The sequence below is a fragment of the Nonomuraea insulae genome (assembly GCF_042656245.1).
The window spans coordinates 306,981-321,635 of sequence record NZ_JBHSPA010000006.1 but is presented as its reverse complement, the minus strand read 5'-3'; the positions used below and the strand labels follow the sequence as shown (position 1 = coordinate 321,635).

The 14,655-nt window shown below is 68.5% G+C and carries 14 protein-coding genes; 6 read left to right on the top strand and 8 right to left on the bottom strand.

Annotated features, from left to right (window positions below; genetic code table 11):
- Positions 1-136: 136 nt before the first annotated feature.
- Together ACFPZ3_RS04275 and ACFPZ3_RS04270 are read right to left on the bottom strand one after the other, a co-directional pair.
- Positions 137-1,492 carry a hypothetical protein gene (locus ACFPZ3_RS04275; RefSeq protein WP_379512604.1) on the bottom strand — a complete coding sequence of 452 codons (1,356 nt, stop codon included), beginning with the start codon at positions 1,490-1,492 and terminating at the stop codon, positions 137-139.
- A gap of 5 nt (positions 1,493-1,497) precedes the next feature.
- Entirely contained in the window at positions 1,498-2,847 is a 1,350-nt protein-coding gene (locus tag ACFPZ3_RS04270) for a hypothetical protein (protein ID WP_379512603.1), read from the bottom strand.
- A 437-nt stretch (positions 2,848-3,284) separates the two neighbouring features.
- Here ACFPZ3_RS04270 and ACFPZ3_RS04265 point away from each other — a divergent pair, with 437 nt between their 5' ends.
- From ACFPZ3_RS04265 to ACFPZ3_RS04255, 3 genes are all read left to right on the top strand, one after another.
- Positions 3,285-3,842: a PadR family transcriptional regulator gene (locus ACFPZ3_RS04265; RefSeq protein ID WP_379512602.1), complete on the top strand. Its 558-nt coding sequence runs from the start codon at positions 3,285-3,287 to the stop codon at positions 3,840-3,842.
- 2 nt (positions 3,843-3,844) lie between these two features.
- A complete protein-coding gene (locus ACFPZ3_RS04260) occupies positions 3,845-4,828 on the top strand; it encodes a glycoside hydrolase family protein (RefSeq protein WP_379512601.1) in 984 nt (327 codons plus the stop codon).
- 69 nt (positions 4,829-4,897) lie between these two features.
- Entirely contained in the window at positions 4,898-5,701 is an 804-nt protein-coding gene (locus ACFPZ3_RS04255; RefSeq protein ID WP_379512600.1) for an SAM-dependent methyltransferase, read from the top strand.
- 8 nt (positions 5,702-5,709) lie between these two features.
- Here the strand turns inward: ACFPZ3_RS04255 and ACFPZ3_RS04250 are convergent, their stop codons facing one another.
- Positions 5,710-6,291, bottom strand: coding sequence for a DinB family protein (locus ACFPZ3_RS04250; protein ID WP_379512599.1), 582 nt, complete (start codon positions 6,289-6,291; stop codon positions 5,710-5,712).
- A gap of 63 nt (positions 6,292-6,354) precedes the next feature.
- Entirely contained in the window at positions 6,355-6,945 is a 591-nt protein-coding gene (locus tag ACFPZ3_RS04245; protein WP_379512598.1) for a TetR/AcrR family transcriptional regulator, read from the bottom strand.
- A 51-nt stretch (positions 6,946-6,996) separates the two neighbouring features.
- Here ACFPZ3_RS04245 and ACFPZ3_RS04240 point away from each other — a divergent pair, with 51 nt between their 5' ends.
- On the top strand, positions 6,997-7,776 hold the full coding sequence (locus tag ACFPZ3_RS04240) for an SDR family oxidoreductase (protein ID WP_379512597.1): 780 nt from the start codon (positions 6,997-6,999) through the stop codon (positions 7,774-7,776).
- Between the two features lie 83 nt (positions 7,777-7,859).
- Here ACFPZ3_RS04240 and ACFPZ3_RS04235 read toward each other — a convergent pair whose 3' ends face one another.
- Positions 7,860-8,777 carry a CPBP family intramembrane glutamic endopeptidase gene (locus ACFPZ3_RS04235; RefSeq protein WP_379512596.1) on the bottom strand — a complete coding sequence of 306 codons (918 nt, stop codon included), beginning with the start codon at positions 8,775-8,777 and terminating at the stop codon, positions 7,860-7,862.
- Between the two features lie 194 nt (positions 8,778-8,971).
- On the opposite strand from ACFPZ3_RS04235, the gene ACFPZ3_RS04230 reads away from it, so the two are divergent.
- A complete protein-coding gene (locus tag ACFPZ3_RS04230) occupies positions 8,972-10,651 on the top strand; it encodes a BCCT family transporter (protein ID WP_379512595.1) in 1,680 nt (559 codons plus the stop codon).
- A 33-nt stretch (positions 10,652-10,684) separates the two neighbouring features.
- On the opposite strand, the gene ACFPZ3_RS04225 is transcribed toward ACFPZ3_RS04230, so the two are convergent.
- The 3 genes from ACFPZ3_RS04225 to ACFPZ3_RS04215 form a co-directional block, all read right to left on the bottom strand.
- Positions 10,685-11,497, bottom strand: coding sequence for a class I SAM-dependent methyltransferase (locus ACFPZ3_RS04225; protein WP_379512594.1), 813 nt, complete (start codon positions 11,495-11,497; stop codon positions 10,685-10,687).
- A gap of 66 nt (positions 11,498-11,563) precedes the next feature.
- The gene (locus ACFPZ3_RS04220; protein ID WP_379512593.1) at positions 11,564-12,019 is read right to left on the bottom strand and encodes a GbsR/MarR family transcriptional regulator; all 456 of its coding nucleotides are present in this window, start codon (positions 12,017-12,019) and stop codon (positions 11,564-11,566) included.
- A gap of 54 nt (positions 12,020-12,073) precedes the next feature.
- Positions 12,074-13,288: an MFS transporter gene (locus ACFPZ3_RS04215; protein WP_379512592.1), complete on the bottom strand. Its 1,215-nt coding sequence runs from the start codon at positions 13,286-13,288 to the stop codon at positions 12,074-12,076.
- 241 nt (positions 13,289-13,529) lie between these two features.
- Here ACFPZ3_RS04215 and ACFPZ3_RS04210 point away from each other — a divergent pair, with 241 nt between their 5' ends.
- Entirely contained in the window at positions 13,530-14,522 is a 993-nt protein-coding gene (locus ACFPZ3_RS04210; protein ID WP_379512591.1) for a magnesium and cobalt transport protein CorA, read from the top strand.
- Positions 14,523-14,655 lie beyond the last annotated feature (133 nt).

The following is a 14,655-nucleotide window of genomic DNA, read 5'->3' as shown; positions in this document are numbered from 1 at the left end:
ATCGTTGCGCACGCCGAATTTCCCCTTCGCCTGAATCCCCCGAGTTACGCCCCGTAATCGGGGCGCCTTATGCTCGCCCATCCCGCCGGTCGCGACTACCTACTGGCGAGGTGACACTCTTGTTGTCGCCCCTTGATTATTCGAGGCCGATGAGGCGCGTCTCGCCGAGGAAATAGGCGGCCCGGAATCTGTCCGGTCCGACGATTTCCAGAATTTCGGCGGCCGGGCCGGACGGCCGCGGCTGGGCCGGCGGCTCACTCACGTCGCCGACGAGCGCCTGCCGGACGGCGGGGTCCTTGGCGGCCGCGCCGTACGCGCCGGCCAGGGCCTCGGCAGTGAGCAGTTCGGTGAAGCCCTCGGTGAGGACCAGCGGGCGCGTAACGGCCCTGGCCCGGTCGACGAACGCGGGGTGCGCGAGCTGGTGCAGCAGCTCGTGGATCAGCACGCGGACCAGCCGCCACCGCCACTCCTCGTGTGGCCCGGCGGCTCCCTCGGTCGGCAGGTAGACCTCGTTGAAGCGGTCGCCGCGGAGCATGCGGCGGTAGGCGCTGATCCTTTCCCAGGTGTCGGGCAGGTTGTGCGACGGCGTGCGCTTGATGAGACGGGCGACCTGGGCGGCCGTCTCAGGGTCGCTCTCCAGCCAGTCGCGCAGGCTCTGCCGCAGCTCGTCCGGCTCGCCCGGCCACTCCTGCGCGCGGGCCTCGCCGTAGAGGTAGGCCACCTGGGCGTCCAGGTCGCCGGCCCGCTCCAGCGAGCCGCGCACGTGGTCGGCGTAGCGGAATCCTTCGTTCAGGGGGCCGTCGAACCGCGCGCGGACGTACGGGGAGAAGGTGTCCGCCACGATGGCCTCGACCCGCTCGGCGACGGCGGTGAGCCGCTGGAGGTCGTCGGACTCCAGCAGGTCTCCCGCGGGCGTGGCCGCCCGCTCCGCCACGGTCCGTGCCAGTGAGTCCTTGAGCTGGGAGATCGTCCCGCCGGAAGCCCCGGGTGGGTCGTAGAGGGCACGCAACCGCGCCTGCTCCTCAGGAACAGGGGCGGCCAGCCGTGCTTCGAGCACGGCGCCGGCCCACCCGCAGACCGTCAGCACCTCCCGCTCGAACGAGCCGTCGACGGCGTCGGGATCGCTGTCGTGCCGCTGCGCCCAGTGCGCGAGCCGCGCGAGGGCGCCCATCCGCTGGAAGTCCTCAGGGGCCGTTTCGTCGTTGAGCGTCAGCAGGTGGACCGCACGCAGGAACCAGCGGCGGTCGGCGTCGGCGAGCGCGGCCACATCCGGCCACATCGAGGGGAAACCCTCGGGCTGCGCGCCCAGGCGGGCCTCGGCGTCCTCGAAGAAGTTCTGCTCCCCCTTGCTCAGCCCGGCCTCCAGCCCCTCGTAGTCGGCGACCACGAGATCGGAGACGGGCCCCAGCAGCAGGCCGGAACTGCCGGCATTGATGTCACTGAACCGCTTGGTCTTGGCGAGCCCGCCGTCTGCCGGCTGATTTCCGCCCATGGCGATCACTTCTTGAATCCGAGGAACTTCGTGGCGCCCAGGAAGAACCCCGCGTACGCCCGGTCCTGACCGATCTTCCCGGTGATCTGGTCCGCCCCCTTGCCTGCCTCGGCGTATCCGGTGGTGAGCTGCCTGGCACTCGGCTTGGCCGGCTCCTTGATGCGCAGGAAGCGCTCGGCCATTTCCGGCTTCTTGCCGATCTCGTCGGCGAGCTGCCGGAAGATGATGGCCGTGATCATGTCGACGAACCCTTCATCGATGATCTGTCCATGCCCGATCGTGTCGGCCTTGTCGTTGAAGTCCGGGTGTGAGAGGTGGTGCAGGAACTCGTGAATCAGCGTACGCAACTGGTTCCAGCGCAGCTCGGTCCTGCCGATCGAGGTCTCGGGAGGGATCACCGGGTTCATGCGGATCGTGCCATCGGAGGAATGCGATCCCGTGAGCTGGAGGCAGCGCCCCACCTTGTCGCGCATCCCGGGTTTCCGCAGGAGCTCCCCCATCAGGTCGTACAGCGCGTCCTCGTCGCGTAGGCCGTCGAAGTCGGCCGTGGCGAACGGCTTGCCGTAAGCGGACCCATAGCCCACCACCTGCGCCCGGTTCAGCAGATACCCCAGCAGCCGGCGGTCATTGAGCTGGACGGCTTCGGTGCTCTCCAGATGAGTGGACAACTCATACCCGGTGAGCAGCCCGCTGTCGGGGTTGGCCAGGGGATAGGGCCCGCACTCGAACTTGACGTAGTCCTGTACGTGGGTGGCCTGTTCCTTGAACCAGTCCATCGAGTCCCGCTGCAGTTTCACCCCCTTGCCCGGCTCGAAGTAGGCGATCTGCCCGTCGACGAGCTGCGTGAGACCGCGGAACAGGCCGTTCCGCAGCAGGCCGATCTTGAGCGGGGGAGTCTTCCGCACGGTGCCCGTGCCCGTGGAGACGTAGGCGGGGCTGTAAATGGACTCGAGCTCGGCCACGGTCTTGTCCGTCAGCGGCGCCAGGCCGTTGATGAGCAGCCTCTTCACCAGGCCGCTCGCCGACAGCGCCTCCCGCTCGAACCGCTGGCCGGAGTCGCCGGGCAGCGCCTTCGACAGACGCCCCCACTTGAGGAGCCACTCGATGGCCTGAGCATCGTCCGAACCCGGCACGCGGTTGCTCTCGTAGAGCGCCATCGCGTGGGCCATCCGGAGCTGGCCTTCGTCGTCGAGGGTCGACAGCCGGCGTGAGACGTCCTTGCCCGGGACCAGCTTGAGGCAGGTCTCCTTGACGTAAGTCGAGCTCTGCTCCTTGGACAGGCTGGCGACCGGCGTGAAGTCGACCTTCAGCGAGATGCCCGTCTGGCCGAAGCTGACGTTGGGCTGCGGGCCCACCGGCGTGGAGAGTCGTCGCGGGCGCGCCCTCGCCGTGCTCTGCCGCGACCCGGATCGAACCTCGGACTGAATCGTCGACGTCGAGGCGCGCCTTGTCTTGGTCAAGGGCTTCGTGGCGACGCTCTTGCTCTTCTTCTTTTTGGTCGCGGTGCTCTGGAACTGGATGGACAGGGTGCGCGGGTGCCGGGTGAGTGAACTCCCGGAATCCGTGGAAGTGGCCCAGGTCTTGACCACCTTCGATCCCTTGGTCGCGGAAAGACGTCCGCCGGTGCGTAATAACATCCATCAACCCCCGCTGTAAGCCCCGGCTCATAGTTCCTCATGCATCCCGCGCGCCGGGCTAACCAGAAGGTAACGCTCTGCTATCGCCGGGTTTCGGACGTGCCTTTGACAGCCCTGGTCATCGCATGCCCGTATACGACTGATAGTATACGGGCATGCCCTTGACCGCAGTGGACAACCCACTGACCCTGCGACTGCTCGGCCTCCTGGTGGAGCGGCCGATGCACCAGTACGCGCTGGCGGTCGCGCTCAACGAGCGCTACCCGTACCTGAACGCCAAGAGCGGCTCCGTCTACACGCTCGTCCGGTCGCTGGAGGCGGCCGGATGGGTGGCCCCGACCGGGGTCGAGCAGATGGGCAACCGCCCGTCGCGTACCGTCTACGCCCTGACCGACCAGGGCTGGGAGATCTTCAGGGAACGTGTGCGGCGGCAGATCCGCGAGGCCAAGGTGAGCACCTCGGCGTTCGTGGACGCCCTGGCCTATCTCGGCGCGCTCGACCGGGCCGAGGCCCCGCACGTGCTGCGCGAGCGGCAGGAGTCGCTGCGGGAGCGGATCGCGGAGCTGGAGCAGGTGAGCGACCCCGGCCTGCCGGAGATCACCATGATCGAGGTCGGCTTCGTCCTGCACCAGCTGCGCGCGGAAGCGGAATGGATCAGCGCGCTGATCGTGCGCATCGACGACGGAGAGCTGGCATGGCCGGCGAAGGGATGACCATGAGCGGATTGACGTACGGCATCTACGCGGCAAGTCAGGTGGCCGCCACGGCGGGCCCGCCGGACGACCCCGCGGCCATCGACGACCTGGTCGGCGGGCTGAGCGGCGGGCGGCCCTTCGTCGTCCGCGAATACGTGCATTTTCTGGGCACGCCCGCGGACCCCGAGAAGGCGCGGGTCCTGGCACCCGAGCGGCGGATGCGCGAGCTGACCATGCCCGACCAGTGGTACGGCACCGGAAACCGCCGGCTCGACCTGGTCCTGTGCTACCTGCCCGCCGAGCGCGACCTCGACGGCTGGCTGGCCTTCGTCGAGCAGGCCGTGCACCGGTACGGCGCTGTCGCGCGCCTCCTGCAGATCACCCTGGAGCCGAACTTCAAGCTGCCCTGGATCGACGGCAGTTCCCCCGGCGTCCTCGACGCCCTCACCGCCGGGACGCGCCACGCCCGCCTCCTGCTCGACGCGGCCGGGCACCGTGACGTCCGGCTCGGCTTCTCCGTCGCGGAACCACCCGACTTCCTCGGTGGCGACGAGGAGTTCTGGGCGCACCTGGAGGCGCTCGCACCCGAGGACTTCGCCGACCACGTCGACTACGTGGGCCTGGGGCTCTACCCGGACGCCTTCTCTCCCGTGCCGGAACCCGCTCTGGCCGGGCTCACCGAGCACGCGCTGCGCCAGCTGCGCGAGCAGAGCATGCCCCGCGCCCACCTCGGCCCCCACGTGCCCATTCACGTCGCCGAGAACGGCACCCCCACCGGACCCGACCGCTCTCCCGCCGACCAGGCCGCGCGGCTCGACATCATGATCCGCACGGTGGCCGCCGCCGCCACGCGCCACAACGTCACTCACTACGAGCTGTTCGGTCTGCGTGACGCCGACTCCGCCCGCGCCGAGCCGACCGCCCAGCTCGGGCTGACCACCAGCGGCTACCGGCCCAAGCCCGCCTATGACGTCTACCGCAAGCTGATCGCCGAAGGATCATGATTTATCGCATATAAGGCGTTCAGCGAGCCCTATGATCGTCTGAGCCGCTCTGCGAGGAGAGGGACACCCGTGGCTGAGACGTCGGACAAGTGGGAAAACGCGGTCGACACGACCAGGCCCAGCATCGCCAGGGCCTATGACGTCGTGTTGCGCGGCAAGGACAACTTCGAGGTCGATCGGGCCTTCGTCAGGGAGATCGTCAAGGTCATTCCGGAAATCTACGATGTCGCCACCTATAACCGGCAGATGCTGGGGCGTGGTGTGCGTTTCCTGATCGATCAAGGCATCAGGCAGTTCCTCGACCTCGGCTCCGGGTTGCCCACCGTGGAGAATACGCACCAGGTCGCGCAGCGCGCGAACCCCGAGTCGCGGGTGGTCTACGTCGACAACGACCCCATGGTGCTGGCCCACGGCCGGGCGCTGCTGGCGGCGGACGAGCGCACCGCCGTGGTCACCTCCGACCTGCGTGACCCGGCGGCGATTCTCGGCGACAAGGCCGTCGAGGGGTTCCTCGACCTCGACCAGCCGGTCGGCGTGATGCTGGTCGGCATCCTGCATCATCTGCACGACAGCGAGGACCCGCGGGGGATCGTCGAGGCGTACATGGACGCGGTGCCCTCCGGGAGCTACCTGTTCATCACCCATTTCTGCGCCTCCAGCCAGGAATCGCGCGAGGCGGAGGAGAAGTATCTCGCGCTGCTCGGCACCGGCAGGTTCCGTTCGGTCGCGGAGATCACCGCCTTCTTCGACGGGTTCGAGCTGGTGGATCCGGGTGTCGTGCCGCTGCCCCTCTGGCGTCCCGAGTCGGCGGTCCCCGGGGAGCTGACCGTGGGGCAGCGCCTCATGTTCGGGGGGATCGCCCGCAAAGCGTGACGTGGGTGTTACTGGCCTATGCGTCCGTCGATCCGCTCGCGCAACAGGTCGGCGTGACCCATGTGGCGGGCGTACTCCCAGATCATGCCGACCAGGCTCTCGCGCAGCGACGTCGCGCCTCCACCGGTGCCGTGCAGATTCAAGGGGTCGTCGGCGGTGATGTCGAGACTGGGCGCCTCGGCCACATACCGCGTGGCGAAGTCGACCTCCGCATGCCAGGCCTCCCAGGCCTCCGCGACCACCTGAGGGTCGGGCACGGCGCCGTCGAAGTCACCGTCACGGTCGGTGTCGGAGCAGAACAGCTTGGGCACGTCCTGCCCCGCCATCAGCACCCTGAACGTCGCGCGCTCCACCTCGGCCAGGTGCCGCACCAGCCCCAGGAGCGACATCGTCGACGGCTCGACGGAACGCCGCGCCATGGCCTCCGCGTCCAGCCCTGAGCACTTCATCTCCAAGGTGAGGCGCGCGCAGCGCAGGGATTCGGCCAGCGTCGCGCGCTCGTCGCCCAATGACGGCCCGTTCTCACGCGGGTCGTCGTCAGAGGGCTTGCCGTCCGCGGTGAACATGTCGGCTCGTCGTGTCGTGGCCATGACCGCCATCATCGGTGATCCGCATGGCGGCCGACAAACGATTTACGCCACCGCGATCGGCGTTCAGAACTCGGTGTCGAAGGCCGCGGTCAGGGCGTGGTGCATGAGGGTGGGCAGGTCCTGCCGGCCCTCGCCTTCGGCCCAGCGGATGAGGGCGACGTGGGTGGCGGCCAGGCAGGCGGCGGCCGTGCTGCGGACACGGAATTCGAGGTCGGGGTCGGTGGCGCCGGCGCAGAGGGTGCCGACGATGGCGAGTTCGGTGGCGTACTGGCTGTCCAGATGGCGGGCCTGCAGAGCGGGCGTGGAGATCATCAGATGGAGGCGGGCGAGCAGGAGATCCCGCTCGGCGTTGACTGCCGCGGCGGCGGTCCGCACCAGTGCCCGGCCGATCCGCTGACGCAGCGGCTCCTCCTGCGGCTGGGCCGCCAGCGCCGCCGCGGTCTCCCGGTCGTACTCGTCGTAGAGGACCAGGTCTTCCTTGGTGGTGAAGTGCCGGTACAGGGTCATCACGGACACTCCGGCCGCCTGCGCGACGTCGTTGATGGTCGTCGCGTCGTAGCCCCGCGCCATGAACAGGCGGATCGCGTGCGCCTGCAGCGTGCGCCGCGTCTCCGCCCGGCGCCGCTCGCGAAGGCTTGCCGATTCCCCAATCATCAGGTACAAACTACCACACTGATAGTTATTAACATGTTTGCGAGGTGCGCAATGGGACGGCTGACAGAGAAGACGGCACTGGTGACAGGGGCCTCACGCGGTATCGGGCGGGCGGTCGCCGAACGACTCGCCGCCGACGGGGCCCTGGTCGCCGTCCACTACGGGAAGGACGCGGCAGCGGCGCGGGAGACGGTCGCGCGGATCGAGCGGGCCGGCGGGCGCGCGTTCCCGATCGGCGCGGACCTGGAGAGCGCGGAGGCCGTCGACGCGTTGTTCGCCGAGCTGGCCGCCGGCCTGGCGGGGCGGCGCCTGAACATCCTGGTCAACAACGCCGCGGCCGCCCCGGCCGGACCGATCGAGACCGACACGGCCGAGCAGTTCGACCGGCTCTTCGCGGTGAACGTCAAGGCTCCCTACTTCATCATCCAGCGCGCGCTCCCGCTGCTGGCCGACGGCGGGCGCATCGTGAACCTCTCCTCGGCCGTCACCCGCATCGCCAACCCCGCGCAGACCTCCTTCGCCATGACCAAGGGCGCGGTGGAGACCATGAGCCGCACCCTCGCCCTGGCACTGGGTGAGCGCGGCATCACCGTGAACGTCGTCGCGCCGGGCGCGACCATGACCGAGGCGAACACGTCATTGTTCCCCCCGGAGGCGGCGGCGTTCCTCGCCGGGCAGGCCGCGCTGGGGCGGGTCGGCCGGGCCGAGGACGTCGCCGACGTGGTGGCCCTCCTCGCCTCCGACGACGCCCGCTGGGTGACCGGGCAGGTGCTGGACGCCAGCGGCGGACTCCACCTCGGGGCTCGCGTGGCGCTCGCCGCACGGTCATAGGGCCGGTCAACGCGAAGCGGGCGCGGGGCCGATCAACGCGAAGCGGGCGCGGGACCGGTCGGCCCCGCGCCCGCTGTCCTCGTTCAGATTTTCGGCGCAGGTTCCTCGGCCGGACGGTAGCCGAGGCGGCCACGGGTCGCGGCGATCACGATCAATGCCGCCGTGGCGCCCGCGAGCAGGGTGACCTGGGACGACTGCTGGGCGTTGGCGATCGACGGGAACATGTCCGAGTAGGCGAGCGACATGAAGTTGTTGACGCTGACGTGCAGCAGCATGACCAGCGGCAGGCTCTGGTTGGTGCGGTTGAACACCCAGGTGACGACCACGCTGAAGACGCAGGAGAAGGCGATGAACTCGCCGATCCTCAGCCAGGTGACGTCGGGCCAGCCGCCCCACTCGCTCAGGAACAGCGGCAGGTGCCAGCTGCCCCACAGCGGGCCGAGGATGACGGTGGCGCCCAGCGCGCCGAACCTGCGCTGCAGGCGGGGCAGCGCGAAGTCACGCCAGCCGGGCTCTTCCGCCAGCCCGGTGGTGACCATCTGGAGTATGAGGCCGGGAACGTAGGCCACCAGCACGGCGACGGACGGCATGTGGATCTCTCCGTCGGTCACCGCGATGGCGGCGGCGATGATGGCGGCGGGAACGCCGAGGGCGGTCACGACGTACCAGATCCAGTTGACCCGCCAGTTGGTCATCCGCCGGACCCACCGGCGGACGCCTTCCTTGCCGTCCGCGACCCTGGTCACGATGTAGGCGGCGAAGATGGGGCCGAGATAGGCGCCGGGGAGAACGCCGAAGAACTGCGTCGTGCCGAGCACCGAGGGGAAGGTGAAGTCCAGAACCCCCAGGCCGGTCGCCGACAGGATGTAGGGCAGCCAGGCGGCCCAGCTCATCAGGTTGGCCAGCACGAAGAAGCTGATCAGTGGACGGCGGCGGATGGAACCCCGAAGCCCGGTCTGACTCTGATGCCGCTCGGCATCCGGCCGGCTGTCGACTGCCATGTCGTTTCCCCTTGGAGGAGCGCTTGATTGACAGTGATCAGCACATCAGTCAGGGGTTGTCCCGGTCGTTCCCGCTTACAGCCCAATGGAGGTACAGCTAGGGGTACTCAGCCGCCGGACATGTTTCGTAGGGCTCTCGTTCCGGAAAGAAATATTTCAGCTGATCCGAAACGAAGGGCGGAGGGCTCGAGATCATGGCGACCTCGGAAGGCCCGGGGACCGCCCGCCCACCCCGTACGGACTGGGTGGTGTTCGGGGTGGCCGCCGTGCTGGCCCTCGCCTTCGTCATCTGGGGAGCGATCGGCACCGCCTCGCTGGAGGGCGTGTCGACCGCGCTGCTCAACGGGACGATGCACAATCTGGGCTGGGCCTTCGTGCTCGCCGCCTCGGGTTTCGTGGTGTTCGTGCTGTGGGTGGCGTTCAGCAGGTACGGCAAGATCACCCTGGGTGAGGAGGGCGAGAAGCCGGAGTTCCGTACGGTGTCCTGGGTCGCGATGATGTTCAGCGCGGGCATGGGCATCGGGCTGATGTTCTACGGCGTGAACGAGCCGCTCACGCACTTCGCCCAGCCGCCGCCCGGCACGCACGCGCCCACCGCGCCCGCGCCCGAGCGGATGGAGACCTCGCTGGCCACCACGCTCTTCCACTGGACGTTGCATCCCTGGTCGATCTACGCCGTGGTCGGCCTGGCCATCGCCTACGGCTGCTTCCGCCGCGGCCGGCGGCAGACGATCAGCGCGGCGTTCACCCCGCTGATCGGCGCCAGGCACGCGAACGGGGCACTCGGCAAGGTCATCGACATCCTGGCCATCTTCGCCACCCTGTTCGGCTCGGCCGCCTCGCTGGGTCTCGGCGCGCTGCAGATCGGCAGCGGGGTCAAGGAGGTCGGCTGGATGGCGGAGGTCGGCCAGAGCCTGCTCATCGCGATCATCGTCGTGCTGACGCTGGCGTTCGTGCTGTCGGCGGTGTCCGGGGTGGAGAAGGGCATCCAGTGGCTGTCCAACATCAACATGGTGCTGGCGCTGGCGCTGGTCGTGTTCGTCTTCGTGGTCGGCCCGACCGTGCTGATCCTCAACCTGCTGCCCACCTCCATCGGCTCGTTCATCGGTGACCTGACCCAGATGGCGGCCCGCACCGAGGCCACCGGCGGTGACGAGGTCGCCGACTGGCTGACGGCGTGGTCGGTGTTCTACTGGGCGTGGTGGATCTCCTGGACGCCGTTCGTCGGGATGTTCATCGCCCGGATCAGCAGGGGCCGCACGATCCGGCAGTTCGTCGGCGGCGTGATCCTGGTGCCCAGCGTGGTCAGCCTGATCTGGTTCGCGGTCTTCGGCGGCACCGCGATGCAACTGGAGGCCGGCGGCGCGGGGCTGACCCAGGAGGCCACCGCGGAGGGCCAGCTCTTCGCCCTGCTGAACGAGTACCCCCTCGTGGGCGTCACGACCGTGGTCGTGATGATCCTGGTGGGCATCTTCTTCGTCTCCGGGGCGGACGCCGCCTCGATCGTGATGGGCACGCTCTCGCAGCGCGGCTCCATGGAGCCCACCCGGGTCATGGTGGTCGTCTGGGGCGTGCTGACCGGCGCGGTAGCCGCGATCATGTTGCTGCTCGGCGGCGACTCGGCGCTCACCGGCCTGAAGAACCTCACGATCCTGGTCGCGGTGCCGTTCATGCTGGTGATGGTGGTTCTGTGCGTGGCGCTCACCCGCGACCTGCGGCACGACCCGCTGATCCTGCGCGGGCAGCGCGGCGAGCAGGCCATGGAGACGGCCGTCATCGCCGGTCACGAGCTCTACGGTGGCGACTTCGAGCTCGGGATCGTCCCCGCCGACGGCAACGAGGTCGAGGGGCCCTCACAGCGCACCTTCGAGTGACGCGCGGCAGGACAGCTCACCGCGCACCCGGTATCAGAACCGGTAGCGGAGGATGCGCGCTCCCTGCCGTGACAGGCCCGTGCTGCGGGCGGTGAGCCGGGTGAGCGCACGCAGCGGTTGCGGGAACAGCGCCACTTCGGGTGCGCGGGTCAGGAACTGCTCCTCCACCAGTTCGAGCCCGGCGCCCCAGCTCTCGGGCTCGCGCGGGTCGTCGAAGCCCTGAGCGGCCTTGATGCCGAGCGCCTTGATGGTCGGGTGGTACTTCATGGCCCAGGCGGCGAATCGGGTGTAGCCGTTGAGCGCGAGTTCGCCCGACGGGAAGTGGCCGGCCAGCTCGCGGGTCATGCGCCGGAACGAGTCGCCGGGCATGAACGGGAGCAGCCCCTCGGCGATGATCACCGCTGGGCGGTCGCCGGGGATGTCGTCGAGCAGGCCGGATTCGGTGAGGTCGGCTCCGATCAGATGGGAACGGCTGGGGAGGTGCTCGGATCGGAGTTTCACGACCTCCGGGAAGTCGATGTCGTACCAGCCGACGTTCGGCGGAGGGTCGCAGCGGAACATCCTGGGATCCAGGCCGCATCCCAGGTCGAGCACCACACATTCAGGGTGAACGGCGACAAACGCGCGGACGACGTCGTCGAGCTTCCTGGCACGCAGTGCGGTGGTGGCGACGAGGCTGGGCTTGACCTTGAGCCGGCCGAAGTCGTAGTCGATCGCGCCGGCCAGCTCGGCGGAGAGCGTGTCGCCGAGGATGGGGCTGGGCAGCTTGGCGTCCAGCGCCCTGGCGTGGAGGGTGAGCAGCAGCGTTTCCTGAACCAGCCCCAGCTTGGGTTGCCAGCGAGCCATGAGCGCTTCCTTAACGGCGTGGTGAATGAGGGGCTTCCTTAACGGCGTGGTGAATGAGGGGTTGCCTCAACGGCGTGGTGGATGACGGGCTGCGAGGTCCTGCAGCCAGGTCAGGGAGTCGTGGGCGGCCTGAATGCGCTCGGCGCGGTGTCCTTCGCCGCCCGCGAGGTCGAGCCCTTCGCCGGCGATCTCGCCGAACGCGCTCAGGCTTTCGAGCTTGCGCTGGATGACCTTCTGCCAGGCGTCGTCCTCGATGCGGTAGTAGGCGGTGCGATCGCCCGGCTTGCGCACCTTCTTGACCAGACCGATGGCCGTGAGAAAGCGCATGTTCGAGGTGAGGGACGCGCGGCTGGCCCCGATCGTCTCCGCGATCCCGCCGGCGGACTGCTCGGCCGGATCGCAGATCATCAGCCATCCGAGGATGCGTCCGGTGATGGGGGGCAACCCCCATTCCTCGACGCAGAAGGCGGCGACCCGCTCCACCCACCGAAGCAGTCGTTCCCGCTCATGTTCACCGGCCATGCCACATCCTCATGGTGCTAGTTGTTTCAATCATGACTGAAACAACTAGCACCGTCAAACAGTGACCCTCGCGTCCTGCGGCGCGTTCTCGTGGCGCGGGAGCAGCAACGGGGTGGCCAGGAGAAGGACTCCGGCGACCGCGATCGCGGTGCGGGGGCTGGTGACGGCGGCCAGCAGACCCCAGACGGCGGTCATGGCCGCGATGCTGGCACTGGCGCTGATCGACCACGCGGACAAGGTGCGGGCGACCCGATTCGGGTCGGTCTGGTCGAGCCGATAGGTGGCCAGCACCGGGTTGAACACGCCCAGGCAGGTCACCAGGCCGAACTGGACGGCGATGACGAGCACGATCCCTTGGACACCGGGCTGGACGAACGCCAGCCCGACAGGCCAGCACGCACGCAGCGCCCCGGCGGTGAGCATCACCTTCCGCTGCCCGAACCGCGCCACGAGCGGGCGCGCCAGCCGGGCCCCGATGAGGCCGCCGACACAGGGGAGCGCGAACGCCAGGCCGTACTGCCAGGGTTCGAACCCGAGGCTGCCCAGCAGCAGCACGGCGAGCAGCGGCTCGGGCGCCATGATCAGGCCGTTGACCAGCATCGTGTTGAAGAACAGCCGCCGCAGCGCCCGGTGGGCCAGGATGCCGCGCCACCCTTCGAGCAGGTCGCCGGCGCGCAGTCGCGGCGCGCCGGTTCGCGTGGGACGCGGCTCACTTCCGCCGATCGCGCGGAGACTCAGTGCCGACAGCAGGTAGCTGACGGCGTCGGCCATCACGGTCGCCATCGGGCCGAACATCCCGATCGCGGCCCCGCCGAGCGGCGGTCCGACCACGGTCGCGGACCACGTCGTGGACTCGAACCGGCCGTTCGCGGCGAGCAGGTGCTCGGGCGGCACCAGCCCCTTCAGGTACGCACCGCTGGCCGAGTTGAAGGCGATCTTGGCCGCGGCGACGACGATGGAGACGACGAGGAGCTGGGCGTAGCTGAGCCAGCCGAGCACGAACGCGGCGGGGATGCTCATCAACGCCGCGAACCGGGTCAAATCCATCGCCACCATCACCGGCCGCTTGCGGCGGAACTCCACCCACGGCCCGAGCGGCACCGCGACCACGGCCCCCACCGCCAGCGCCGCGGCGGACAACGCCGACACCTGCGCCGGCCCGGAGTGCAGCACGAGGACCGCGATCAAGGGAAACGCCCCGAAACCGAGACTTGTGCCGTACGAGCTGACCGCGTACGCCGTCCACAACCACCTGAACCGCCGCCCCATGCCCAACCACTCTCGCCAACCCCGGACAACCACATGTTGACCACAGGCATCAAAGCGAGGAGTGGACACCGAGATCAAACAACCAACCCACGGCCAACGCACAACCAGATGTTGTGCACCCTGCCAGTGCCCGTCCGCACATCAGTCGCCATCTAGTCGCTGGAGCTCCGACACCATAGGCACGAGATCCACTTTCGATACACGCCAAAAGGGGCAAGCCTGATAAGCGAGAATACGTTCCGTGATTGTGGATATGGCGATCTACTGCGACGGCGTCCGGGAAACGATCAGCGGCGACATCAGCGACGCCTTCGCCGCCGCCCGGCGTAGTGGTGACTGTTTCACCTGGATCGGCATGCACGAGCCGACCAAGGAGGAGTTCGACCTGGTCACGGACGAGCTGGAGTTACATCCACTGGCGGTGGAGGACGCCGTCCACGCCCACCAGCGACCCAAGCTCGAGCGCTACGACGACACCCTGTTCGTGGTTCTGAAGCCGCTGCTGTACGTGGAGGAGTCGTCGGACATCGAGGCGGGTGAGATCAACCTGTTCCTCGGCGGCGACTTCGTCATCACCGTCCGCCACGGCCAGGCCAACTCCCTCGCCGGAGTACGCCGGCGCGTCGAATCCGATCCCGACCTGCTGGCCGCCGGCCCCGCCGGCGTGCTGTACGCGATCTGCGACGAGGTCGTCGACACCTACGCCCACATCTCCCATGAGATCGAACTCGACATCATCGCCCTGGAACACAGGGTGTTCAGCCGGGAGCAGGCGGATGTCACCGCCGACATCTACGCCCTCAAGCGTGAGGTCCTGGAGTTTCGCAGCGCCCAAGATCCGCTGGTGCCGGTGCTGGAGGAGATCGTCAAGGGTCGGGTGCCGCTGTGCGCGGGCACCACCGATCAGTTTCGTGACGTGCTCGACCACCTGCTGCGGGTCGACTCACAGGTCGACTCCCACAACGAACTGCTCACCAACGCCCTCACCGCTCACCTGGCCCTGGTCGGCAGCGAACAGAACAAGGTCGCCATGCAGCAGAACGCCGACATGCGCAAGATCTCCTCGTGGGCGGCCCTCATCGCCGTGCCCACCATGATCGCCGGGATCTACGGCATGAACTTCGACCACATGCCCGAACTGCACTGGCTCCTGGGCTACCCCCTCAGCCTGATCGCCATGGTCATCGCCGTCGTCATCGTCCATCGGCTGCTGCGCAAGAGCGGGTGGTTGTGAAGATGCGCAAGCTCTCCACCAGCAGGCTCATCCTGGCGGCGGTCAGCCTCTGGATCGTCATCCTGACGATCATCATTCTGCTCGACCCCCAGGGCACCGGCCCCCAGCCCTGACCCCGGCACGGCGCCGTCCG